The sequence below is a fragment of the Paenibacillus sp. JZ16 genome (assembly GCF_015326965.1).
GTDB lineage: Bacteria > Bacillota > Bacilli > Paenibacillales > Paenibacillaceae > Paenibacillus_AQ.
The window spans coordinates 5901989-5926804 of the sequence record NZ_CP017659.1 but is presented as its reverse complement, the minus strand read 5'-3'; the positions used below and the strand labels follow the sequence as shown (position 1 = coordinate 5926804).

Sequence of the window (24816 nt, the reverse complement as noted above, 5' to 3'; positions counted from 1 at the left end):
TAAGCTTTAACGCCCCCGTCCATCTTATTTGCCCATTTTATCGACAGCAGCCTGCGCCTGTTGTTTATATTTCTCGGCCGTAGCGGTTACCGATTGATTGTTCACGATAATATCCTCAATGAAAGCCCCAGTAGGGTAATCCGTGTAAGCTTCGTCGACCGTGATGACACCGGTTCCGGCAATATGCTCGCGAATCATGTCGATGTCTTCCTGATTGGTATAGATGCTCTCCAGGTAATCCTGGCCCGGATATTCCTCTGTTGGCGGTATATCGAACGTCTCTTCATAAATTTGATAGACGATGGCCGGATCTTTCACGCCCTTTGGAATGAACTTCGCGGATGCGGCGGTATTGGCATACGTTGTTTCCGGCGAGCCTTGCGGACCGCTAGGAATCGGAACCACCCCGACCTCGAACGTAATGTCGCCGAGCATCCATTCCGCTGCCGTAAACATGGCTACATCACCGTCTTTAAAGGTGTTTGTTTCTTCCCAGTTCGTTTTGTTGCCGCTCTTGACTTTAACCACTTTCTCCACGTTGTAGAGGCGGTTCACAAATTCGGCAGCTTCCAATGTTTTCGGATCGGACAAACCTTCTTTGCCATTGGAATCATCAACGATTTTGCCCCCGTTAGCGGCGGTGAAATGTTTAACGGCATCAATTGCCCAACCGGAGAAGCCCCATACGTCGGTTTTCCCGTCGTTATTCGTATCCTTGGTTGCCTGCTTGGCAATCTCCATGAGTTTATCCCAGTTCCATTCTCCCTTGGCATACAGCTCCTGAAGATCCGGGAGGCCGTTCTTCTTAAACAAATCGCGATTGTAATGAAGTCCAAGTCCGATGGAGGTCGGATTATCGAAGCCGTATTCTCCTCCGCCAATGGCAGGATATTTCGCCTGCAGATCGGCTTCGTTATTGATATTGTTCTGATCCGTCGTAAACTCGCTGATCGGCAGGATCTGCCCTTTCATAATAGCCGGCAGTGCCGATTTGTACTCCAGCTGCACGATATCGGCAAACGGCTCGCCTGCCAGCACGCTTGTCGTAAATTTATTCATGTACTCCTCAAAGGGAACGTTAACAAACTCGATTTTGCAATTGTATTTCTTCTCGATTTCGGCAATCTTCTCCAAGCGGGCTTTCTCTCCGGCTGTTGTGCCTGCCGGCTTCAGGTCCCACCAAGAAGCAACCTTAATCACGCGGCCGCCTAGATCTACAGGTTCTGCTTCAGGTTCAGCGGGTTCTTCTTTTGGAGTCTCAGCTGCCTTGTCCGTGCTAGGAGCCGGAGTCGCAGGCGGTGTCTCCGCTTGTTTAGCGCCTCCCCCACTGCAGGCCGTAATCAAAAATAATAAACAGACAAGCAATAAAGAAAGCCCTTTCATTTTTCTCACGCTAAAAACCTCCCCTATTTGTTAAACGCCCTGTTTAAAAGCTGCATGTACCCCCAAGATGATATTGAATGGATTGATTCACAGTTTTCCCTGCTGCTATCCTCGCCCCCAATCCGTTATCCCTGTTTGCCAAAAAATATATCACTTCGATTGTAATCTCGTCAATATATTTTATGATAATAATAACAATAAACCTAATTAATTATTAAAAATAACATAAATATTTTAGTGACAGCGATTACAAATTATTTCTGCACAACTCGGCTTTTTTCGATACATTCCCTTATATATCAACGATATATTTCAATGAATCCAGCGAAGTTTTGACCATTATACGATCATAATATTCGTTATTTTTCTGTTATGAATATATAAAAAAACCCCAATGTCATGGAGACATCGGGGCTAACGTGAGAATATGAAAATGCAGCTTACATTTCATCCGTATCGCGTGTTGCGTTATTCAAATCCCTAACAATGACGTCCGCTTGAATTAAAAGCCGCTCGTAATTGGAATCCGGGTTCAATATCCGCCATAGCAATTGATCGACGGCACGCATCCCGAGCAGTTCCTTATCGATGTTGACGGTTGCCATAATCGGCAGGTTATCGTACATATTATCAAATCCAGTCACCTGTACGCGGCCCGGTACGTCGATGCCCTGTTTCCTGAGCGCCTCCATTGCGAACATGGCGGTGATATCGTTGGCGCAAACAAACACTTCCGGAAGCTCGCTTCCGGCAAGGACCTTTTCTAACGCTGCGTGTATATTCTCAATCTCCGGGCTGATCAGGGAAGGCAGCTGACGATGTTCGATTTTGTAATCGGCCAGCGCGGACGAGAAGCCGATCCAGCGCTCGTAAAAGCTCTGGGCATCTTCGATATTGCCGATGAACTGATACTTTTTATACCCTCTGCTGATCAGCTTGGTCATGATTTGTTTCATGCTGTGCATATTGTCGGTGAATACCGTGTCCGATTGAAAAGCCGGGTCCATGTGGTCCACCATGACCACGGGAATGTTCAGCTTCTTGATATCCATTAAATTTTGGGTGGATACCGAGCCCACCGTCACAATCCCGAGAATGCCCTGGGGATTTAGCAGAGTGAACATATGGTCATTCGATGGCTCCGTCAGCGTGAGAATGTCCAGCCCCTTCTGATTCAGGCGAGTAGATATGCCGTCAAACACCGGTCCCCAATAGAGGGATTCCCGATTTTGATAACGGACATTAGGGAATAGAACAAGCACCGCTCCCGCCCATTTTCTGTTCTCCGGATCTTGAAGCTGCTGGTTTTTCCCCGCGGCTTGATTCGGCTGATCCTTAAAGTACCCCAGTTGCCCCGCTGCCTTCAGAATCATGTCCCTGGTCTGCGGGCTGACGCCCGACTTTCCCGACAAAGCACGGGATACCGCGAATTTAGATACGCCCGTGAAATCGGCAATTTCCTGAATCGTCACTTTCGTTTTCATCGTTATCTACCTACTTAAGTGCGAATTTGTCGTACATTTCCCGTGTTATTTATGTTAGTTTTTGTTAGGTTACAGACATAATATTATTTGAAAAAGCAGTCAAAGTCAAAGAATATCCTGCATTTTCTTGTTTTCATTTTTACAAAAACAAAAGCTGTCCTCTGGTCATGTTCAGACCAGCAGGACAGCTCCTCTCTTGTAAGAGATAATATTACGATATATTATGGTTTCTCCACGAGCAGCGCTTCCCACTGCAAGCCTTCCCCGGTGATTTCTGTCCGGAGGTCGGAGATGCTCTTCAATGCCTCCTCGCGGCGTGTCTCAAGTGTGATTACCGTTTCCTTGTATAGCTCACCTATCTTCTTCTGCGTAACGCTTGCCATTTTCGTTATTTCGGATTTTCTTGCGGCATTGCCCTTGGAGATCGCGGTTGTCTGTTCCTTAAACAGCTTGCTGTATTGGCTCTTAGCTGTTGCCTTGCTGATTTTCCCCTGTTTGTACTTCCACATCGGACTGTTCAGATACGACGTACTCGATCCGTTACGAAGCTTCCACATCGGGCTGTTTAAATAGCTTTCACTGACCATTTTGCTGAATTTCCATGCGGAACTGTTCAAATAGCTCGGGGTGATCGTCTTCTTGTATGTCCACATCAAGCTGTTCAAATAACCCTCGTTCATTTCTTTGCTTAGCTTCCAGAGGGTGCTGTTCAAATAATCCCGGTCTGCGGCTTTTGCATACTTCCACATCGGACTGTTTAAATAGCTTGGATTGATCAACCGTTCATATTGTGTCAGCTTATCCTTTAAATCACGGTTCCCTTCATACTTCAGCTTCAGCTGATCCAGATCTGCTTGAAGCTTCTCGTCCCACTGCTTTTGATCCTCCAGCACTTTTTTCTCCAGCTGATCCAGGGACGCATGGCTTGCATCATAAAACACCTTATATTTCTTGTCTACTTGTTTCTGGTAATTGTTATACGCATCTACCGTCTTCTTGTTATAGGATTTATACTCGCTCCATACTTGATTCATCCATTTCTGATCCGCTGCGTGAACCGTTGTTTGCGGAAATAGGACCGAGACTGCAAGCAAAAGGCTGCAGATGGTCAATACCGATTTTCGCACCAATCTCATCGAATTTCGCCCCTCTTTTATAGATAGTCAATAAGGGATATTTTACCTAATGGCATGTTGTCTTCCAATAGGAATTCCGAACCCCTAACTTTTAGACTATAACCTGCTTGCTCCGAGCTCGATTATTTCATGGTACATCGTACTTCATTCCCTAGCACCTTCGCGAAAAACATGCCTTTTTTTCGCGATTCCATTTTTCAAAGTGGGGGATATATACACTTCCTTAGTCCTGTAGTCACTAAGTATCAAGTTAGCTAGTTATAACAGCCCATCTTCGACCCGAAGCGCTTTCAGACGCTTGACCGGTCGAAAAATACGCTTATACAATTCGAGTCGTAGATTATGCCTTTTGAACCGAATAAGGGCCCTGACGGCAAATCGTCAGGGCCCTTTTATTATACCTGCAGGAGTAGAATCTACTTCTGCGCTTCAACTTCGGTTGAAATATTCCAGTATACGCCGTATTTGTCCGCAACGATCCCGTAGGCCGGGCTCCAGAACGTCTCCTGCAGCGGCATAACCACCTGGCCACCTTCAAGCAGCGCTTCGTAGAACCGCTTCGCGTGTTCGGGTGGGTCGGTCATGATGCAGATCTGAACCTGATTGCTGGATTCAACCGGTTGACCGGGAAATGTATCCGAAAACATCAGATCCGTCTCTCCTACCTTCAGCAAAGCGTGGGAAACGCGATCCCTCGCGCTCTCCGGCAGCGGAAAATCAGGGTTCGTCGGCATTTCGCCGAAGGTCTGAACCATAACGACCTGGGCATCCAACGCTTTTTCATAGAATTGAATAGCTTCCTTAGCATTCCCATCCATAATGAGATACGGATTCAATCGAAGTGTCATGGATCGTTAACCACCTTTTATTTTCATATTGAAGTAGATAACTCCTATTATCTCCCAACAGGATCACTTTAGCAAAATATGACGCAACTCTAAGACGGGAACATACTTACCTCATATCCATCCATACAGAAGTGTGAAGTCGGCGGTTACCTCCATCTCTCCATCCGGTATCCGTTCAATAAGCTCATCTGAAATGCCCCAGGATAACGGCGTCATGTGAATCAGTTGCTTCATCTGCTCGGAATCCAGAATGACGCGATACCGAAGCTCTTCGAATTCGATCCGTCCAAAGTGACGGATGAACAGCTCCATCGTGCCGTCATTGGAATACGTCTCTTTACCTGTACCTGTATAAAGCAAAGCGCGAAGCTCCTGCAAATACATGCTCCCCGGAATTACCTTCACCAACATTCCGTCACTCATTAGCAGCCGCCTGAACTCCGAATAATTAGCCGGGGACAGAATATTCAAAATGTAATCAAACTGTTGGTCGGCAAACGGGCTCTGAGACAGGTCGGCCACGCACCACATAGGGTCCGGAAATGTCTTGGCAGCCGTTACAACTCCCTCTTTGGCAATATCCATACCCACACCGAGAACGTCCGGCACCATTCGCTGCTCCCGAAGCTTACGTAAAATGGCGGATAGATGGGAGCCCTCCCCGCAGCCTGCATCAAGCAGTCTTACGGGCTTCACGGATTCCTGGGACTTCAGTTCCTGGATCAGGCGAGTCGTTACCGCTTCTACTATGGGGCCGAAAAAGCCGCTGCCGCTGATCGTTCTTCGAGCCTCAAACAAGGCTTTATCGTATTTGGTTTTGGATGAATGGTTCAACAGGTTTACGTATCCCTGTCTGGATATATCATAGCAGTGCCCGTTCTCGCATTCCAGGCTGGCCATCCGTTCTACCTTCATGGCACCGCCGCAAATCGGGCATTGAAACATCTTCTCGTGTATCGAAAATTTTCGTGCTTTTTTTATCAATTTTTCATTGTTGGACACAGCAAAATCACCCTTTCATTCGATTGATCGCAATGAAAAAGGCACAGAAAAATAAACTCCGGCCGCAGTTGTCAAAAAAAATGGGCCGAGCCTACTTTGATCTGTACCTCACATTAACGTAAACGAATGAAATGGATCACGAAAAAACACGCTCCTGACATCAATTCGGGCAAGAGAGATGCCCTATTCCAATTTTAACACGCGAGCACAGAATGTAAACCTCCGGCGCAAGCATCCGGTTCAGCAAAAAATATCAAGAATTAGCTCCCCCTATGGACTATGATGAGTGCTTGAAGCTCTATCCACCTGCTCACTTAAAAAGACAAATATTAAATTCAAAATGACATATATATATTGCAAAAAGACGTAAATACTATTACAATGCATGTATCCGGAAAATCTCAAAACCTATCTCTAACCAAAGGAAGGAATGATGAGCTTGAATTGGTTTAAGAAGAGCACGGCTGAAGATGAGCGTATCGTCAATCTAAAGAACAAGTTATATAAAGAGGTGTATACCTTGATCATGATCATATGCAGCATTTCCGTTATCATCAAATCTTTTGCACTCCCGCGAACGGAGTCCGTCTGGCTGGAAATGCTGATCATACTGGGAGGAAGCTTATATTTTGGGATACGCAGCGTGGCGCTGGGGATTTACTCGGATGAAGTGGAGGTCCATGACCAGCGGAGCAAAATTTCGTTCAGCATGCGTACGGCGATATGGGGGCTCATTATCGGTGTTGCACTTGCTCTTTTTTTCGGTATCCGCAGCGCGATCCTGTTTGGCAATGACAACAGTGCGACCGAGCTCAAATATTTCTTCAGCGTTTTCTTCGTCTCACTGATCATCTACATCCCGCTCTTTGTCGGAGGGAATTGGTTGATCCACTACGGCGCCAACAAGGTAAGCCAGAAAATGTCACAGAACGATCCATTCGACTCATAGAAAGGGATATCAGGGGGACTGCCGCATGAAAAACATCAAATTGAAGATGGCCCGCGTCGAGAAGGATTTATCGCAGGAAGAACTGGCCCAGATCGTCGGTGTCTCCAGGCAGACCATCGGCCTGATCGAGCTGGGGAAATATAATCCGTCCCTCAGCCTGTGCGTGGCCATATGCAAGGCATTATCGCGTACTTTGAACGATCTGTTCTGGGAAGAGGATTAAGCGGCCAGCTCATGGCGGCGTTGAACCAACGAGCCGTAATCTCGGCTATGTTAAGGAGGTGATTCCCACATTCAAGGCAGAAAGCACTTAGTGGCGGGCATCTTTACACGTCCGTTCATACAATTTAAAAATCATACGACATCTTATAAGGAGTGATCCTCTGTGCCACTACATAACGCTAGAAAAGCATTCACCGTGTTTCTGCTCACCGCTTCTATCGTAGGAACTTCCCTAATCCCTCACGGAGATGCATATGCTGCTACCGCCGATTCCATCCAAGGCCAGGTTACAGAAGTTAAAACAGCCCGAACTTCGGATGAAAAGATTGCCGAGTGGGAGGACTGGGCCAAAGACCACGCGTACCGACTGGATACGATTCAACCCGCCGAGACGGCGGGCGGTCCAAACCAATATAAGGATCTGGCTATGCTAAAACCATTGCTGCAAGATAAACGTTTCGTGTTTCTGGGGGAAAGCTCCCACGGGGTTGGCGAGTTCAATCTGGCTAAGACCCGTTTAATTCAATTCCTGCATCAGGAGATGGGGTACAACGTTCTGGCCTTTGAAAGTGGTCTTGGCAATAGCTCCTTGGCTTACGGCCGGGCCGGACAGCAGAGCGCGGAACAAACGATGAAAGATTCCATCTTTGGCGTCTGGTGGTCCAAGGAGATATTGCCGTTGTTCGAATACATACAAACAGCACAAAAGAGCAAGCAGCCGCTCGTGCTGACCGGTTTTGACATGCAGCTGCAGCATCCGCTGTTGGATGGGCAATGGCTGCAGGATCAGGCCATGGCTAAGCGTCTAACGGAAGCTGAGAAGAAATTGTCAGACTACTCTCTTGGTACGGATCTTGCCGCATACCGCAAAGAGAAAAATCAGCTGATTCAAGTATACAAAGATGCCCTAAAATCCTTAAAGACGGAGGCAAACGAGTCTCATCTGAAGCGGCTATATCCAGATAACCCCAAACTGTCCATGCTGCTTGAAAGAAGCTTGAACGACCGGATTCGGGTAGCTCAGGAATATGTGGAGCTCTCCATCAAGTCAACCCTCGGCATGGAAAGCGGGGATTATGAACCGTTCCTGGAATCGATGGAATGGCGGGATCAGGCGATGCATGACAATCTCATGTGGCTGGCAACCGAAGTATACCCGACGGAGAAATTCATCGTTTGGGGACATAACGACCACATCCGCAAAGCCCAAACGGAAGTGATGGGTTCGCCATATCCGGTGACTTTAATGGGAGAAAAACTCTCGGATGAAATGAAAAAATACAGTTACGTGCTTGGCCTGTATCCAGCCAGCGGACAAACCGCAGATAACATGGGGAATGTGCATGACGTTCTGCCGGCAAAGCCGGGATCCATCGAATCGATCCTGTCGGCCGCAGGCTCGCCGTATACCTTCGTGGATCTGCGGTACCAAAAGCGTGGGACAGGTAATTCCTGGATGTTCGAGCCGCGTTTTGCCTATAGCTGGGGCATGATTCCAGAGAGCTTAATCGCCCGTGACCAATACGACGGTATTCTGCTGATCGATGATGTGAACCCGCCTCAATATATGAGATCTTCCGCTTCATCCAAGGCTTCAGTGCCTGCCGAAGAATAAGGTGCTATCATTTTTCTTAATTATATAAGAGTTTAATAGGTTAACATGCCAAGCATTCCCTGATCGTCTGCTTCTTAGAGCACATAAACTGTGGACTCTGGAGCGGACCAGTACGGGGATGCTTCTTTTTCTTATTTTCTAGCATGTTATTTTATCGAGATATTCCCCGAGGAGGTTTTGAGCTTCACCTCATGCTGCCCGTCACCGGAGCGTCCTTCCGTCTTCCGGTTGCTCTCCTTCCTGTCCCGAGCGGAACGGCAATGGACCGATGTCCGCTACCGGATTGCAGCATGACATGTCGCATCAGGCGTTTCTTCATCGAGCTGTATGTTGGTCAAGTTATGGATCCTATGGTTGTCCATCTTTGTTGTCGTACCACGATAATGTTGGACGGGTTGGAGGATATCCGTGCTGCTCCCTGAATTGCTTACGCACTTCGGTAAAGTCATGCCAGCTCTTCCCGCTCCCCGGATGATTGGCATGATATACGATGCAGCGAAACGCATCCTCCACGCAAGGATCCATCCAGAAACCGCTGCTCGCTTCCATCCGGTCCGTTAAAGCAGCAGCGTCTTCATCCTTGATATCTTCCAATGCGTAATACCCCAACTGGACTACGCGTTCAGCCACTTTCGGTCCGATCGAAGGAACCATCTGAAACTGCGCCATTCCCCGGATATATTGGGCGCGGCTATCCGAAACACCTAGCACGCCGGACAATAACTCGATATCCATATGCGCAATATCGCTGAGCTTCATTTTGTTTGACCGCAGCTTTGCTCGCTCTTTGCCGGTTAACGGCAGCTTCGGCGATTTTCCCGGTATTTGTCGCGGCATCCTTCTCCCTCCTGTTCTTAATCAGCACTCCTGACGTTTAATATAAATCGAACATACTCACTTCATAGCCCTGGGCTTTCAGATAATTGAACATTTGCGCCCGATGATGCTGGGCATGCGTGACAATTTCAATCAGCCACTTGGCTTGGGTTGAACCATGCTCCAAGTAGAAGGGTTTCGTTTTCTTCTGCATAAATTCTTCATCTGTCAGTCCGCCCATGTAAGACTTCACATCCGCAAGTCCCTTCGTCATACAGGAGATCAGCTTGTCCTTGTCCACGCCGTCAGCGACGATGCTAGCTTCCAGCTCCCGGATCTCCGCTTCGCTCTTCTCTTGCAAAATTAACAGATCCGTTGCAGGCACTGACACCAGATGATGCACGAGCTCCTGAAGCGATCTCATATTATGGGCAGGCCTGTAATCCCAATGCTCCGGTGAAATTTTGCCGATCAGATTCGAACTGGTCCTAACGATAAGCTCCAGTTCCTCGAACAACAGCTGCTTCATTTCATGCAATTGATTCACGTTTCATCACTCCATTTTTTAGTTATAAGGGGTCTCTGGGTTCTACAGCCAGTATAGCGTATAATGGTGACAACTATTGTCATAGTCATCAAACAGATACGGAGCTGATCTTATGTCCAAATCCAAACGTCTCATGGAGCTGATGATGACCGTGAACCGGATGCGGAAATTCACGGTAAGGGAATTGGCCGATCAATTCGACGTGTCCTCTCGCACGATCTTGCGGGACCTGCAGGAGCTGAGCGAGCTGGGCGTTCCCCTCTATTCCGAGGTAGGACCGCACGGCGGATACCAGGTGCTCAAAGAACGGATTCTCCCCCCGATCGCCTTCAGCGAGGAAGAAGCCGTTGCGATGTTTTTTGCCAGCCACGCCCTGCGTCACTATCTATTTCTTCCCTTTGAAGCCGAGTCCTCTACCGCGCTTCAAAAATTTTATTATTACATGCCGGGTGATGTTCGTGACCGGATTGACCAGATGAAGAACCGTGTGGATTTTCTGACGCATACCAGACGGCAGAAGGCCGAATCTCTCGGCGTTCTGCTGGATGCCGCTGTTGATCAGCGAGTCGTTACGGTGGAATACGAGACCAAAGACGGCTATACGGAGCGGAGCCTTCAGCCGGTGGGCATCTATGCAAGCAACGGCTTCTGGTATTGTCCCGCTTATTGTTTTCTGCGGGAGGATTTCCGTCTGTTCCGTTGTGACCGCATGCAGACCGTGGTATATGATACAACCGGAGTCGAGCCGCGGGATCACCGCCATATCCATCTGGGCAATTGGAGGGAATACGGGGCAGAGAAATCAGTCTATACCCGGATGGTCGTTGATCTGAGCCGGGAAGGCGTTCAGCGCTGCGAATCCGAATTGTGTCCTGTTCCCCATGTTGACATGCAACCGGATGGAAGCGGACGGCTCGATCAGAGCGTTCCTGTCAGCGAAATTTTGTATTTTGCTAAATTTTTTCTCGGCTTAGGAAATGAAGCCACGGTGAAGGAGCCGCAGGAGCTGGTGGATTGCATGAAGGGGATTCTGAAGAAGGTTATGGCGAAATACGATTAAAGATACCCAACAGGGCTTGTAAAGCATGCGTTTGACGAAAAGATCAACCTTTTGTTACAATCTCACCAATACTGAGGAAAAGGATGAGGACGATGGTTCGTCGCTTGATAAGGTTTAAGAATGTCGCTACTGCATTAAGCTTCTAAGTAATGACCTACTCTACTTAGAAGCGAGGTATAAGAATGAAACAACATCGGTTCGAACACTGGTCCGAAATTAAGTATTTAAAGGATATTGTCACTAACCCAATGATTACAGTAGGAGAATACTCTTATTATTCCGGTTATTACGATCATCATGATTTTGAAGATGGTTGCGTTAGATACCTTTGGGGGATGAGAAATCCCGAAGGTTGTTTAATCCCATCGAAGACCATGGTTGGCATATAGATAAGTTGATTATTGGCAATTACGTATGTATAGCAAGTGGTGTTATTATACTAATGGGTGGAAATCACAATCATCATCCTGAATGGATAACTGTGTACCCGTTTGTCGATCAGATTGAAACTTCTTACGCACCAAAAGGCGATACCATCATCGAAAGCGATGCCTGGATTGGAATGAATGCCATGATTATGCCAGGTGTGACCATTGGCGAAGGTGCCATTGTGGCGGCTGGTTCGGTTGTTGCAAAAGATGTCCCACCCTATACGATCGTAGGCGGCAACCCTGCTAAAGAGATGAAGAAACGCTTTACGGATGGAGAAATTGAGAAGTTAAAGGAAATGCGATGGTTCGATTGGGAACGCGAGAAAGTTGAACGAGCCGGTCAGATCTTGTCAAGTTCTTCTGTAAATCAATTATATGACTTTTATCAAAAAGAAATAAAGCCATACGTTTAAAACGTTAGAAAAAAACGGATGCAAATATCCCTTCTTGAATTCAAGAAGGGATATTTTTTACGTGGTCTTTCACATAAAAATGAAAAAGCGAAGAAATCTGCAGCTGTTCATTACAACCTATGGACCCCGTATTAGATATCCTAAAAAGGACACCTAACAATCCCCTTGGTAAACTGAACGGCCTCCCTTGACGGTCTCCACAATGCGGAGGCACCCCTTGCGCTTCTCCAGAAGCACGAAGTCGGCCTGTGCTCCTCTCTTCAGGCCATAGGGTTCCGCTTGCCCCATAACCTCGGCGGGCCGCATGGAAGCCATGTCCCAAGCTTCAGGAAACGTGCACAGCCCCGACTGAGCCAGCCGCCAAACCGCATCGGCAAGCATCATGGCCGAGCCGGCCAACAGCTCGGGCTTGCGGGCGAGATGCAATCGACCCTCAGGCGTTAAGACAACATTTCCACCGATATGGGTCTCGTATTCTCCTGGCGGCATCCCGCTTAAATAGACGGCATCGCTGACGAGCAGCGCTTTGGACGACTTGGCGCGGAGCATCACCTTGATCACCGAATCCGGCAGATGGTTCCCGTCCGCAATGATTCCTGCCCACAGCTGATCTTGCGCAAGCTGCTCCCATATATAATTCGGATGCCGCGGCAGCGTCAGATGTGCGCCATTACCCAGATGGGTGGACATCGTGGCTCCTGCTTGCACGGCTTCCCGAATTTGCGCAGGCGTCGCAGCGGTGTGCCCGATCGATACGACGATTCCCGATTCGACGCACGACCGGATAAAACTCGGGGCATCGGGCCACTCCGGCGATAGGGTGACGATCCGAATCCGGTTCCCCGATGCCGCCTGCCATCTCGCAAACAATGCCCAGTCCGGCTCCTTGATATACCGGGAATCATGCGCTCCCCTTGGGCCTTCCTCCGGAGAAAGGAAAGGTCCCTCCAAATGAATCCCGCCTATGGTTGAACCGACCGCTTCATCCTCCAGGCAAGCCGTGTCGATAACCCGCAGCAATTGCTCGATCTCTTCGTCTCCGTTGGTAATGACGGTGGGGTAGTACAGCGTTACGCCTTTCTCCCATAAGCGCCGGGTTGCCTGAATGATCGTATCCGTTGTGAGCGGCAGCGAATTGAAATCATGTCCGTAACCGCCGTTAATCTGAAGATCGATCAATCCGGGAGCGATCCACGTATCCTCTTCACCATCGTGAGGAAGTATCCGTTCTATCCCGCCGCCAGAGTCCCATTCTAGCCTTATTCGCTCCCCTGTTGCGTAATGACGGCCCATACGAACAAGTTCATGGCTATCCATTCCGGATTTCCCCGTACGACTCCCGGTCCACGTACAGCGTGCAATCCGAATGCTGCCGAAGAATGCTGGCAGGGCAGGCCTCGCTTATATCGCCGTACAGCGTCCTTTGTACCGCCGCTCGCTTGCTTGCGCCGGGAACGACGCAGAACAGATGGGCAGCCGACATTAAGGCCGGAATGGTAAGCGTAAGCGCGTATTTCGGAACCTCCTCCAAGCTCGCGAAACAGCCGTCATTCACCTGCTGTCGGCGACAATCCTCGTCCAGCTTCACCCGCTTTACCCATAACGGATCCGCAAAATCTGCAACGGGCGGATCGTTGAAGGCGATATGTCCGTTCTCGCCAATGCCGAGGACCACCATATCGATCGGCGCAGCGGTAATCAATCCGCTGTACCTGTCGCACTCCCCTTCAGGATCATTCATGCCGTCGATCAGATGCACCTCTCCTGGAGATACGAGATCAAACAGCCGCCGGGATAAAAAGTTCCCGAACCGCTGCGGGGCCGACTTGGGAAGGCCGATGTATTCGTCCATATGAAAAGCCGTGACTCGGCTCCAGTCCAATCCGTCCGATTGCACCAGCGCCGCCAGGCACTCATTCTGGGACGGGGCGGCTGCAAAGACGATGCGAATGCGCTCTTTCTCGGCCAGCAGGCGCTGCATGGCAACACGAATATCGGCGGCGGCCGCCTTCCCCATCGCCTCGCGCTGGTCATAAATGCGGACCTTCAGTTGATCCTGAACTTTTTCAAGCACAGGCTTTACGCTGCGCTGAGACATCATAAAGTCACCTCCATCCCTACAACACCGGTGTTCCGGTCTGCAGTTCGATTTCCTTGCGCTGGCGGGAAGCCTCGTAGGTGCCGAGAATAATCTCCAGCGAATGCCTGCCGTCCTTCCCGGTGATAACAGGCTGTCGGCCTTCGCGAACGGCAAGCGCCATATCTCGAATTTGCAGGCGATGACCGTCCGGTATGACTTTAAATGGCTCGAACTCAGGCAGCTGAATCTGCTGGCCATCGATCTCAAGGGATACGATTGTATCCTCTTCAATGACGAGCACGCCCTTATCCCCATGGATGACCAGCCGCTGTCCTTTGCCGTCGCAGGCCGTCGTCGTGATCTCCAGCACGCCGAGCGCCCCGCTCGCAAATTCAAGCGCAGCGATAACGGTATCTTCGACTTCGATATTGCGCAGAACGGCCTTGGCCTTTGCAGTCAAGGACGCAACAGGGCCTACGAGCCATTGCAGCATATCCACCGTATGGATTCCCTGATTCATCATCGCCCCGCCGCCATCCATGGCCCAGGTCCCGCGCCAGCCCGCACTGTCATAATAGGCTTGATCACGGTACAGCATGACATACGCCGAGCATAAACTCAGCTTCCCAAGCCGTCCTTCTTGAATGACCTGCCGGGCGTACCCGGCCTGCGGGGACATGCGCCTCGGAAAGACCGTTGCGAGAAGCACATCGTTCTCGGCACATACCTCAATCATGCGCTCGACATCGTCGAGCCGGATCGCCATCGGTTTCTCCACCAGCACATGCTTGCCCGCCCGGGCAACCATCGCCGTCTGTTCTGCATGCATGCCGCTTGGCGTGCAGATACAGACGACCTCCACATCCTCGCGTGCCAGCAGTTCTTCCAAGGTGTTGCAGATATCTCCTCCGTACGTTTCGGTAAGCTTGGCGGCTGATTCCCGTTTCGTATCGAATACGGCGGCAAGCTCAGCCTCCTCCGTATTCAAGATGCCCTTCGCATGAATATCCGCAATAATCCCGCAGCCGATCATACCGAATCGGACGGGCAGCCTTTCCTTTGTCATGTTCCCTACGCCTCCTCCATACGCTCTGTTTTCGATGAAAGCCGTATACATTCCCTATTCCCGGATCAGGACCCGTGCTCCCTCATCGGCCATCACCGTAGCCTCCGAGGCTTTGTAAATATCTTCATGCGTGATGACCCCCTCTTCCCCCTCCACCCGGTTCAGGAAATCCTGAGCAAGGGAGAGGGGCGGCGGTGCCAAAGGCAAAGAACGCAGCTCCTGTTCGGTGATGACAAGCGCAACCTCATCACTCGATAATAAGGGATCGCCTTCCAGCCGAATTTCCGCAATGCCGTGCGTCCCCGTAATGAATATCCGGCCGTCTCCCCAAGTCCAGCTGCCAGCGGGTGTGTGCCAGTCGGCGTACAGCTGTGCCGTGATCCCGCCATCCATGAATACCTGCACGCCGGCTGCATCATAGAAGGTCGGGTATTCAGGCAGCATATGCTTCGCCAGATAACCGGATGCAGCCTCCACCTCCCGGCCCGTCAGCCATCGTAACAGGTCAAAATCGTGCACGAAGAGATCGTTAATGATGCCTCCGGATTGCGACTTGTCAAAATGCCAGGCTGGCCTCGATTCCGGATTCAGCCGATGCGGCTTACGCATCGAGATGTGGACGATGTCCCCTAACTCTCCCGCCCGGATCATCCGATGAATGGTATGCAGCGAAGGGCGGAAGCGCTCGGTCAGCATCATCCCTACCTCGATTCTTCCCCGCTCCAGAACGCCGCGCAGCCTGGTAAGCCCCGCCCGATCCGTCACAGCAGGCTTGTCGATCATGACGGGCTTGCCGTGCAGCTCGCACAGCTCAATGACATCCAGCTTCTCATGGTTGATAGCCGCGCAGCCGATAACGCTCACGCCTTCGTCGCTCAGCAGCGATTCCTGATCCCCTGTCAGTTCCAGACCGTACCGGTCGGCAAAAGTACGGGCTAGCGGCTTATTATCCGGTTCGTATACGCCTGCGCATTCGTAGCCCAGTGCCAGCATCTCCTCGATGAACATGCCGATGTGGGCATGCTGGCAGCCGATAATTCCAAATTTCCGCGCGTTCCCCGTCATCCGATCGACACCTCCACAGCCTGCAGCCACTCCTTGATGACCGACAGATCATAAGCAAGCCGTTCCTTCGGCGGATAGGGAGCTGCGCATTCCAGCGTAAGCCAACCCTCGTACCGGTATTCCCGAAGTCCTCTGAGCAGCCCGTCGTGATCCACTTCTCCTTCACCAAGGCGGCACTGCAGGAAGAACTCTTCCCCGTGACGGGTCAAATTCTTGAACGTTCCCGGTGCGCCCCCCTGCGCGATCCGCCGTTCATCCTTGATGTGCACATGGAACAAACGGCTTCCGAGCTGCCGGACCGACTCTTCCCCAAATTCCGTGTCCGTGATGTACATATTCCCTGCGTCATGAATCAGACCAACCTGGTCATCGCCGATCAAATCCAGCAGACGTAGAGCGCTATCTGTCGTCTCTACCAGGCTCTGGTTGTGAATCTCCAGCACGATCCGTTTTCCCGCAGCGCGGGCTTCCTCCGCGCATTTCCGAATCCAGAAAGCCGCCTTGTCATAATGATAATCCTCCGCCAGGAAGGCATTCGGCCCTCCTTGAAAGATCCGTATCATCCCCGCCTCCAACATGACCGCGCGTTCAAGCAGGCCCATAAACTGATCGTAAGCCTCAGCGCATTCCGCATCTCCGCTTGTCGAGAAATATCCCATATAACCAGCCAATGCAGGAATCTCCAAGCCATGGCCTTCCGCAACAGCCTTCATTTCGCGTACCCGCGGCAGCGAAGCTTCCGGACTTAAGTGCGGCTCGCGGCAGGCAATTTCGATTCCGTTAAAACCGAGCCTGGCCGCGATCGACATCGCTTCATGGATGCTGTAATCGATTAACGATCCGCTGAATGCCGCTATTTTCATCTTCTCTTTCATCCTTTCCATCACAGACATGGCCCCTTCCGGAGCCGATAGTAACGTTAGTAACGTTCATTATTTAATCCCGGCCATATTGTGGTTCTGCACAAAATATTTCTCGGCAAACAGGAATACCAGCAGGATCGGAACCAGACTGACCAGTGCGGCTGCGATCATAAGCTGTTCATTGCCGGTCCACTGGCCTGACAAGGAGAGAATGCCGATGGGCAGCGTATACTTCTCATTCGAGGTCAAATAAATGACAGGCGTCAGAATCTCGTTCCACTTGCCCATGAACGTAAAGATCGCCAGCGTCGCCAGGGTAGGCCTGGCCATCGGAATAAAAATCCGCAGGTAAATCTGGAACGGATTGCAGCCCTCCATCTTGGCCGCCTCCTCGTACTCCTTAGGTATATTCATAAAAGCCTGTCGCATGAGGAAAATCCCAAACGGCTGAGCCAGCCATTCGATAATCCACAGCGGCGTGAGCGTATCCAGCATGTTCAGCTTATTAAAAATGATAAAATGCGGGATGATGATGACCACCGCCGGAATCATCATCGTACCCAGCACCATCACGAACAGCGCACTTTTCAGCGGAAAGCGCAGTCTTGCGAACGCATAACCGACCATCGAGCAGGAGATCAGGGCGCCGATGACGGACAATGCGGCTACGAAGACGCTGTTGAGCGTGTAGCCGCCAATATTCCCAAGCTGGAACACCTGGGCGTAATTGGACCATTGGAATACTTCAGGGATCCAGCGGGGCGGAACCGTTGTATATTCCTTGTAGGTTTTCAATGAATTCATGAGTGCCGACAGAAACGGCACGACCATGATGAGCGAGCTGATCCCGATCAGCACGTATCCTATACTTTTTCCCAGCAGCTTTCTTCTCATTTGAGGTCACTCCTTCCTCCGATGCGGTTCCGAATCCCCGGTTCCATCTTGATCGCTTGATCAGTCATAATGCACCCACTTCTTTTGGGCCCGAAGCTGTATCAGCGTCAACAGGAACAGGATCATGAACAGCACCCAGGCAATGGCGGAAGCATACCCCATCCTCATAAAGGTGAACCCTTCGCGATATAAATACAGCATCATGACCAGACTGGAGTTATTCGGACCTCCCGCCGAGCTGATGTCGCCCCTGCCGGTCAGCACGTAGATCTGTTCGAATGCCTGGAAGGTAGAGATGGTGCTCATGATGACAACCAGGAAGGTCGTCGGCGAGATCAATGGAACGGTAATATACCGGAATTTTCGCAGGGCTCCAGCACCGTCGATCTCCGCGGCTTCATACAAATCCCCGGGAACGCTCTGAAGTCCAGCCAGATAAATGACCATAATATAGCCGATCCCTTTCCAAACCGCGATGAACACGAGCAGCGGAATCGCCAGCTTCGGATCCTGCAGCCAGCCTTGCCCTTCCAGCCCCAGCTTGGCAAGCAGCGTATTCGCCAAACCGAAGCGAGGGTTGAATACAGCGTCAGCAACATACAGGATGACGGTCCAGGAGGAGATCACCGGGATAAAATGGGCCATCCGAAACCATTTAAGCCCTTTCAAACGCTGGTTTAGCGCGACGGCCAGCACCAAGGCCAGGAAGGTCTGGAGCGGCACGAACAGAACCGCAAAATACAAGGTATTCCACAGGGAACGCCAGAACATCGAATCCTCGGCCATGCGCCGGAAATTATCCAGTCCGCTCCACTCGGGCGGATTCAGCATGTCATAATCGGAAAAGCTGAAGTACAGGGATGCGGCGAGAGGCCCCGCCACAAAAATGATAAAGTGGAGAACATAGGGGGAGGCCATGAGCAGCCCCCATCTCCCCTCATGATCCCATTTCCGTTTTCGGGCGGGCTTTCCGTGCGGCATCGGATCGGCTTTGAGTGCTGCATTGTCGTTTAGCGTATTGTCCATTTCACTCCCGCCTTTCTTCCACCCTTGGTTTTATTTTTTATAGAAATCATCGAGGACCGCCTGAACGGCTGCGTCCGCTTCGCTTAAAGCCTGATCGATGGTTGCATCCCCCAGGAAGGCACGCTCCGCATGCTCGTTGAATTTGCCTACCCATTCTTCCCAGACCGCGTTATTGTCGAGCGTCTGTGCGAACTCCAGGCTATCCAGGAAAGCTTGGCGATTAGCAGGCTGCTCTCCCGCCTTGAGGAACACTTCGGATTCCGCAACGGATTTTTTCACGGGCACGGCTTCGCCAAGCTCGGTCCACTGCTTCTGCACATCGTCTTCCGTAGCCCAATATTTAATCCACTCCCAGGCAGCTTCCGCTTTCTCGTCGCTTGACTTCTGATTAACCACCCACGAGTTGGCAATGACCGGGGACACCCGCTTGCCGTCAGGTCCCTTCGGCAGCAGCGCCACATCGTAATTCAGACCGGCTTCATTCGCTGCCTGCACCCGGGCATAAATGCCGATCCGCATGGCGGCCGATCCGCTTGGGAACACGGCGGTATTGCTCTGGAAGCTCTTCAGATCGACCGGATCCGTAATGATGCCGCGCTGCATGCCGTCGACCATCCATTCGAACGCCTGCTTGTTCTCAGGGGAATTGATGATCGAGTTCTCCGCTTTCTCGTCAAGGGTTCCACCGCCGTAGGACTTCATCACGGAGAACCAGCCCTCGGTAATGCTGAAGAACGTAAGCCCGAACTGATTCACGCTGGCTGCGTCGAACCCGCTGTCCTCGGCCGTTTTTCCGCCGGCATCCACCGTCAGCTTGGCTGCCGATGATTTCAGATCCTCCCAGGTCCATTCATCCGAAGGATACGCTACGCCGGCCTTATCAAACAGCTCTTTGTTGTAAAACAGCACGCCGACCTGTATGCCCTGCGGCACGCCCCAATAGCGCCCGTCCGCGTCCTTGTTGAAATCGAGGCCGTAGTACTCATCGGCTTTCAGATCCCTTGCAATCCAATCGGTCAGATCCTTGGCCGCGCCCCGCTGGGCGTATTTCATCACGTAGACGCCGTCGGACAGCCATACGTCCGGCGCCTGGCCGGCCGCGATCTGCGTATCCAGCTTCTGATAGAACTGCCCGTAAGGCGCGCTCTGCGTTTTGACCGTAATGTTCGGGTGCTGTTTCTCGAACTGCTCGATCAGCTCCTTCATCTTCGCATCGGAGCTGTCGCTCGAATAATATCCGAGCAGGATTTCTACCTTCTTATCTTCCTCGCCGCCTCCGGTGCCGGAAGATGCGGTGCCGCTCTGACCATCGCCAGCATTTCCGCATCCGCTTACAATGATGGATATCAGCAATAAGGCCGTTACCCAGCTGTAGAACCCTTTTCTCTTTTTCACAATCCTCGCCCCCTATTGTTTGAAATGGATTAATGCGATTGTAGTTGATAACGACCGAATGCGCCCATGTGCTTTCTTAGCCCACTTGTGATTTCTTGCTGCGGCATCATGGTTTTTTATTTACAACTTGTGTTTTTTTGCTACAATGTTCCTTACATTCCCTACTTCAATGCGAGGAAGGCGGAAGAGCGATGAACATCCAAGGCGTTTCCACCGGTAATCTGACCATTAACCAACGTTTGTTCGTGCTGATCACCCTATTCATTGGCCTCCCCTTCTTTCTGCTCGGCAGCTTCTGGTACCAGTCGTCAACTGAAGCGATTGAACAGTTTGCCGCAGGCGCTAACAAGCGTATTATCGAGCAAACCAACGTCTCGCTGGATTCGTACATATCCAATCTGGAGAATTCCACCTATCCCTTTATTCACAACCCTCAGATCCAGCAATTTCTCTCGGCTGCCCAGCTTACTCCCTATGCCTACTTTCAGCTTGCCAAAAAAGTGGAGGACGACTTGTTTGCCCAGATGATTTACGGCAGATCCGACATTATCGGAATCTCGCTCGTCGCCGAGAACAAAAGACAAATTACCGATTACGAAAGCGCGCCGGGACTGCTCGACATGAGTGAAATCCGCAAACGCAACCGATCCTATCAGGCGCAGCTGGATCAATTCAACGATTTTCAAATCATCGGCCTCAGCCGGGTAGGAAACACGCCAGCCCTTACCGTAGCCCGGAAGCTGTATGACAATTCGTCCTTTCTCTATAAAGGCTTATTGATTGTCGACCTCAATCTGAAGCAAATCGGAGCCATCTGCTCTAACGATTCGCTGGGGGGCTTTGACGTCTGGATCATGGGCAAGGATGGGCAGATGATCTACCACCCGGATCCGAGCCGGGTCGGAACCCCAGTCGAACCGGGGCTGTTAACACGTATTCAAAACCGGGACTCCTCCTTCTTCCAGCATCAAGACACCGTTTCGGGCACCGAAAAGATGGTCCTGCATGAACGCTCGCAGATCACCGGCTGGACGGTTGTTGCCGACCTGCCGCTGAACAATCTCATCGGCGGTTTAATCACCCAGCGCAATTACTCGCTTGCGGCCGCAGCCGTTCTCATGATCATTGCATTGGCGCTTGTGGGCGGCTTCTCCTTGTCTTTAACAAGACCGCTCTCCATGCTGCAGAAGCTGATGGCCCGCGTTGAGCGGGGGGATTTTGTGCTTCCTACCAACGTGAACCGGTTCCGCAACAATGAAATGACCGCCGTGTTTCATAGCTTCTACAGCATGACGGGAGAGCTGAAGCGGCTGATCCGGGAGGTCCAGGATTCCCAGCTGAAGGAACGGGAGCTCATGATCAAGCAGAAGGAATCCGAGCTCCGCTCCATGCAGTCCCACATCAACCCGCATTTTTTGTACAATTCATTGGAGATTATTAATTCATATGCCATTGCGGACGATCATATGGAAATCAGCCGCATGACGAGGGCGCTGGCCCATATGTTTCGTTACAATATCGGTCATGCCGGATCCGTCGTTCCGCTGCGGGAGGAGATAACGCATGTCCAGTATTATCTCGACCTTCAAAGCGCCCGTTTCCGCAGGCTCCGGATCGATATGAACCTGAACGAACGGGACCTGGATCGCGTAAACGCCGTCAGGCTGACGCTGCAGCCGATCGTAGAGAATGTGTTCATCCACGGATACCGGGGCAAGAAACCAAGCTACCTCGGGATCAGCTCCCGTGCGGAGGCGGGCTATTTTGCCATCATCATCCGGGACAAGGGGATTGGCATGACGGCGGAAACACTTTGGCAAATCAGGCAAATCCTGCAACCCCGCGAGAAGCCGGGTGAAGGCATGCTGCCAAACGACGGAGAGGAAACCACCAGCGGCATCGGCCTCTTGAACGTACATCAAAGACTTCAGCTTACCTTCGGTGACGAGTATGGCCTGCAGCTTGTGGAATCCGTGCCCTTGGAAGGCACGATATTTGAAATCAGACTGCCGTACAAGACTAGCGAGGAGGGACGCCATGTACCGGATCATGTTGTTAGATGACGAATACGCCATTCATTTGAGTTTGCGAAAGCTTGTAGAGAGGTCGGGTCTTCGGATTGAGTTTGCCGGCGAAGCCGAAGACGGGGTTGAGGCCTTGGAATTGCTGGAGGATAGCCGGCCCGACATCATCGTGACCGATATTTGCATGCCTGAAATGGATGGACTGGAATTTATCCGCCGTGTGCGGGAATCCCATCCCCAGATGTTTTTCATTATCCTGTCGGGCCATGACAACTTCGAATTCGCGCGTCAGGCCCTGCGCTATGGCGTTTCGGACTTCCTGCTGAAGCCCATCGATCCTGCCCAGTTCCAAACGACGCTGGAACGTGCCTGCAGGGAGCTGGATGAGCGGAAAGCGCGGTTCTCCCGGCAAACGGAATGGACGCTTGCGCAGCAGCGCCATAAAGCCAGGCTGGCTGACCTGTTGTATTCTGCCGATGAACAGGGAGCGCTGGAACAATTTCGCGAGATCATGGCTCTTTTCGAGACGAGCGGGCCAGAAGAAGTCAGCGTGTCACGGTACGCCCATATGCTGATGCAGGATCTGCTGACGGCGATGAAAGAACGCGGTTTGCTTCTTGCGATGGAGATTGGCGAGGATCACTGGCCACAGGACGATCCCATTGCCTGCAGCCGTCAATTACAAGAGAAAATCAAGGAAATGCTGGCGTTGATTAAGGGCTCCCGAAATTTAGGGTCTCGCCACAATATTCAGAAAGCCAAACGTTACATTGAAGAGAATTACGCGATGGAGGATTTGTCCTTGCAGGAGGTAGCTGATTCGGTGGGGATGTCGGTCACGTATTTAAGCCGTACCTTCAAGAGCGAAACAAATATGAACTTCGTAAAATACCTGGTGCAGGTACGCATGGAAAAAGCGAGGGAATTGCTGGCCGAGTCTGAGCTTTCCGCTCAGGAAACAGCCTACCGCGTCGGCTTCTCGGACTATGTCCATTTCAGCAAAACGTTCAAAAAATTTCATGGCCTCACCCCTTCCGCTTACCGAAAGCAGTGCAAGGCCATGAATGGAGAATAAATTCGCAGGCGCTTATTCGGATTGCACACCGTTCTTCCATGCTTTCGCCCTGGCAAGCAGCTGCTCAACGAACACATTCTTCTCATCGGAGTATCGGAGCAGGGTCCGGGTCCCTTGTGAAATGATCCGTCGTTTGATCTCGCTGTAACGCTCGGCTTCGACGGCATGTGCCCGCAGGTAATCCCTGATCATGATGTTATGATTCCAGATGTCGCCACGAAATAACACAATATGAACGTTATAGGCAAAGCCGCCTCTTTTGCGGAGATATAAACGGCCTGGAATTCCGGCTTCTCCGAGATCCTCATAACCCATAGCGGTCAGTCTGGGGATGATTTCACTCGAATGCAGCGCATTCTCCACGCCCACCAGAATATCGATGATGGGTTTGGCTGTCATCCCCGGTACGGATGTGCTTCCAAAATGTTCGATGGCAGCCGTATAGGGACCAATCTCCCTCGTTAACGTCTGAAGTTCTTCGCTAAACCGATCGGCCCACTGCTGGTCGTAGGACTCCAAGTGAATGGCTTCGTCAATTGTCATGAAGGCTCCTCCTCACAAGTTTTGTAAGCATGTGCGATGAAGCCGGTTCGAGCCAACCCAACCCGTAAATGGGCTGGCCCAAAAACCCGAGGCACTGCTTCAGGTCATGTCATACATGACTCCATCATGCCTTTTATGGCGCCGGCCGGCAAGTGCCAATCTTCTATCGGTTCAGGCCGAGAAGCATGCCTCAATATCGGCTTTCGGCTGCAGGTGCTAGAACCTGGTCGGCATATCTGCCTGCCTCCGCCTGGAGCTCCTCATCGCTTACCTTCTCTACGTTATAGGTCGCAAAGGCCGGCAAATATCGAACTTTGCACCGGTTCAACGTAGCTTGAATCGGGCGCAGCAGCTCACTTACAGTATACCAATTGTCCCCGCCTGCCTGATATCCTTGTTCTAAGCCTGCTGCCGTCGTGGCCACCATAAATTCCTTGCCCTTCAGATTGTTGCCTTCTGGTCCGAACGCCCAACCGAAGGTCAGAACGTCATCGAACCATTTCTTCAACAGGGGCGGGCAGCTGTACCAGTACAACGGGAACTGGAACACTACTCGATCATACTGAAGAAGAAGCTGCTGCTCGCGCTCAATATCGATAATCCAATTCGGATACTCCTTGTAAAGATCCCGGATATCTACATTTCCATTCGCATAGAGCCTGCTGTGCTGCATCAGCACTCGATTCGCACGCGAGTTGTCTAAATTCGGATGAACCACAATCACCATGATTTTCATATTCAGGTCTCTCCTGTCCCATTTGGTTTGTTTGACACCCCCATTATGTTTCGGATCCGTTTGGTTGAAAAGTACGCTCTTTTTATGTACTTAGTCGGTTTTAGCATACCTATTCATCCCATGCATAGTACGTCAAAACGTAC

Annotated in this window: 24 protein-coding genes and 1 pseudogene; 7 read left to right on the top strand and 18 right to left on the bottom strand. The window is 51.1% G+C overall.

Annotation, left to right across the window (positions count from 1 at the left end):
• Window positions 1-24: 24 nt before the first annotated feature.
• The 5 genes from BJP58_RS26510 to BJP58_RS26490 all read right to left on the bottom strand — a co-directional run bounded on the left by BJP58_RS26510 (window position 25) and on the right by BJP58_RS26490 (window position 5835).
• Window positions 25-1392, bottom strand: a complete 1368-nt coding sequence (locus BJP58_RS26510) for an ABC transporter substrate-binding protein (RefSeq protein WP_194541269.1) — start codon at window positions 1390-1392, stop codon at window positions 25-27.
• A gap of 431 nt (window positions 1393-1823) precedes the next feature.
• A complete protein-coding gene (locus tag BJP58_RS26505) occupies window positions 1824-2867 on the bottom strand; it encodes a LacI family DNA-binding transcriptional regulator (protein ID WP_194541268.1) in 1044 nt (347 codons plus the stop codon).
• A gap of 221 nt (window positions 2868-3088) precedes the next feature.
• On the bottom strand, window positions 3089-4003 hold the full coding sequence (locus tag BJP58_RS26500) for a hypothetical protein (RefSeq protein ID WP_194541267.1): 915 nt from the start codon (window positions 4001-4003) through the stop codon (window positions 3089-3091).
• Between the two features lie 416 nt (window positions 4004-4419).
• Entirely contained in the window at window positions 4420-4851 is a 432-nt protein-coding gene (locus BJP58_RS26495; protein ID WP_194541266.1) for a VOC family protein, read from the bottom strand.
• A 111-nt stretch (window positions 4852-4962) separates the two neighbouring features.
• Window positions 4963-5835, bottom strand: a complete 873-nt coding sequence (locus BJP58_RS26490) for a putative RNA methyltransferase (protein ID WP_233354776.1) — start codon at window positions 5833-5835, stop codon at window positions 4963-4965.
• A gap of 451 nt (window positions 5836-6286) precedes the next feature.
• Here BJP58_RS26490 and BJP58_RS26485 point away from each other — a divergent pair, with 451 nt between their 5' ends.
• From BJP58_RS26485 to BJP58_RS26475, 3 genes are all read left to right on the top strand, one after another.
• A complete protein-coding gene (locus BJP58_RS26485; protein ID WP_194545073.1) occupies window positions 6287-6802 on the top strand; it encodes a DUF6773 family protein in 516 nt (171 codons plus the stop codon).
• A 25-nt stretch (window positions 6803-6827) separates the two neighbouring features.
• Window positions 6828-7025, top strand: coding sequence for a helix-turn-helix transcriptional regulator (locus BJP58_RS26480; protein ID WP_009594955.1), 198 nt, complete (start codon window positions 6828-6830; stop codon window positions 7023-7025).
• 162 nt (window positions 7026-7187) lie between these two features.
• Window positions 7188-8639 carry an erythromycin esterase family protein gene (locus tag BJP58_RS26475; protein ID WP_194541264.1) on the top strand — a complete coding sequence of 484 codons (1452 nt, stop codon included), beginning with the start codon at window positions 7188-7190 and terminating at the stop codon, window positions 8637-8639.
• Window positions 8640-8823: 184 nt separating this feature from the next.
• Here the strand turns inward: BJP58_RS26475 and BJP58_RS33980 are convergent, their stop codons facing one another.
• The 3 genes from BJP58_RS33980 to BJP58_RS26460 are packed head-to-tail and all read right to left on the bottom strand — an operon-like array spanning window position 8824 to window position 10002.
• Entirely contained in the window at window positions 8824-8958 is a 135-nt protein-coding gene (locus tag BJP58_RS33980; RefSeq protein ID WP_267907840.1) for a hypothetical protein, read from the bottom strand.
• A gap of 29 nt (window positions 8959-8987) precedes the next feature.
• Complete coding sequence (locus tag BJP58_RS26465) at window positions 8988-9476, bottom strand: helix-hairpin-helix domain-containing protein (protein WP_194541263.1); 489 nt, start codon at window positions 9474-9476, stop codon at window positions 8988-8990.
• A 37-nt stretch (window positions 9477-9513) separates the two neighbouring features.
• Window positions 9514-10002: a DinB family protein gene (locus tag BJP58_RS26460; protein WP_194541262.1), complete on the bottom strand. Its 489-nt coding sequence runs from the start codon at window positions 10000-10002 to the stop codon at window positions 9514-9516.
• Between the two features lie 112 nt (window positions 10003-10114).
• On the opposite strand from BJP58_RS26460, the gene BJP58_RS26455 reads away from it, so the two are divergent.
• Together BJP58_RS26455 and BJP58_RS26450 are read left to right on the top strand one after the other, a co-directional pair.
• Window positions 10115-11062 (top strand): helix-turn-helix transcriptional regulator, encoded by a 948-nt coding sequence (locus BJP58_RS26455; protein WP_194541261.1) that lies wholly within the window; start codon window positions 10115-10117, stop codon window positions 11060-11062.
• A gap of 182 nt (window positions 11063-11244) precedes the next feature.
• Window positions 11245-11906, top strand: a pseudogene (locus tag BJP58_RS26450) (CatB-related O-acetyltransferase).
• 153 nt (window positions 11907-12059) lie between these two features.
• On the opposite strand, the gene BJP58_RS26445 reads toward BJP58_RS26450, so the two are convergent.
• From BJP58_RS26445 to BJP58_RS26410, 8 genes are all read right to left on the bottom strand, one after another.
• A complete protein-coding gene (locus BJP58_RS26445) occupies window positions 12060-13223 on the bottom strand; it encodes an N-acetylglucosamine-6-phosphate deacetylase (protein WP_194541260.1) in 1164 nt (387 codons plus the stop codon).
• On the bottom strand, window positions 13216-14004 hold the full coding sequence (locus BJP58_RS26440; protein WP_374198213.1) for a glucosamine-6-phosphate deaminase: 789 nt from the start codon (window positions 14002-14004) through the stop codon (window positions 13216-13218). The genes BJP58_RS26445 and BJP58_RS26440 overlap by 8 nt, the downstream gene beginning before the upstream one ends.
• Before the next feature lie 19 nt (window positions 14005-14023).
• A complete protein-coding gene (locus BJP58_RS26435) occupies window positions 14024-15052 on the bottom strand; it encodes a Gfo/Idh/MocA family protein (RefSeq protein ID WP_194541258.1) in 1029 nt (342 codons plus the stop codon).
• A 54-nt stretch (window positions 15053-15106) separates the two neighbouring features.
• A complete protein-coding gene (locus BJP58_RS26430) occupies window positions 15107-16117 on the bottom strand; it encodes a Gfo/Idh/MocA family protein (protein WP_194541257.1) in 1011 nt (336 codons plus the stop codon).
• The gene (locus BJP58_RS26425; RefSeq protein WP_194545072.1) at window positions 16114-16980 is read right to left on the bottom strand and encodes a sugar phosphate isomerase/epimerase family protein; all 867 of its coding nucleotides are present in this window, start codon (window positions 16978-16980) and stop codon (window positions 16114-16116) included. The genes BJP58_RS26430 and BJP58_RS26425 overlap by 4 nt, the downstream gene beginning before the upstream one ends.
• 69 nt (window positions 16981-17049) lie before the next feature.
• Entirely contained in the window at window positions 17050-17874 is an 825-nt protein-coding gene (locus BJP58_RS26420; RefSeq protein WP_194541256.1) for a carbohydrate ABC transporter permease, read from the bottom strand.
• A gap of 60 nt (window positions 17875-17934) precedes the next feature.
• Complete coding sequence (locus tag BJP58_RS26415; RefSeq protein WP_194541255.1) at window positions 17935-18900, bottom strand: carbohydrate ABC transporter permease; 966 nt, start codon at window positions 18898-18900, stop codon at window positions 17935-17937.
• Between the two features lie 30 nt (window positions 18901-18930).
• Window positions 18931-20295, bottom strand: a complete 1365-nt coding sequence (locus tag BJP58_RS26410; RefSeq protein WP_194541254.1) for an ABC transporter substrate-binding protein — start codon at window positions 20293-20295, stop codon at window positions 18931-18933.
• A gap of 191 nt (window positions 20296-20486) precedes the next feature.
• On the opposite strand from BJP58_RS26410, the gene BJP58_RS26405 reads away from it, so the two are divergent.
• Together BJP58_RS26405 and BJP58_RS26400 are read left to right on the top strand one after the other, a co-directional pair.
• Window positions 20487-22358 carry a sensor histidine kinase gene (locus BJP58_RS26405; RefSeq protein WP_194541253.1) on the top strand — a complete coding sequence of 624 codons (1872 nt, stop codon included), beginning with the start codon at window positions 20487-20489 and terminating at the stop codon, window positions 22356-22358.
• Window positions 22333-23394: a response regulator transcription factor gene (locus BJP58_RS26400; protein ID WP_194541252.1), complete on the top strand. Its 1062-nt coding sequence runs from the start codon at window positions 22333-22335 to the stop codon at window positions 23392-23394. The genes BJP58_RS26405 and BJP58_RS26400 overlap by 26 nt, the downstream gene beginning before the upstream one ends.
• 12 nt (window positions 23395-23406) lie before the next feature.
• On the opposite strand, the gene BJP58_RS26395 is transcribed toward BJP58_RS26400, so the two are convergent.
• Window positions 23407-23937 (bottom strand): GrpB family protein, encoded by a 531-nt coding sequence (locus BJP58_RS26395; RefSeq protein WP_194541251.1) that lies wholly within the window; start codon window positions 23935-23937, stop codon window positions 23407-23409.
• A gap of 190 nt (window positions 23938-24127) precedes the next feature.
• Complete coding sequence (locus BJP58_RS26390; protein WP_194541250.1) at window positions 24128-24673, bottom strand: NAD(P)H-dependent oxidoreductase; 546 nt, start codon at window positions 24671-24673, stop codon at window positions 24128-24130.
• Window positions 24674-24816 lie beyond the last annotated feature (143 nt).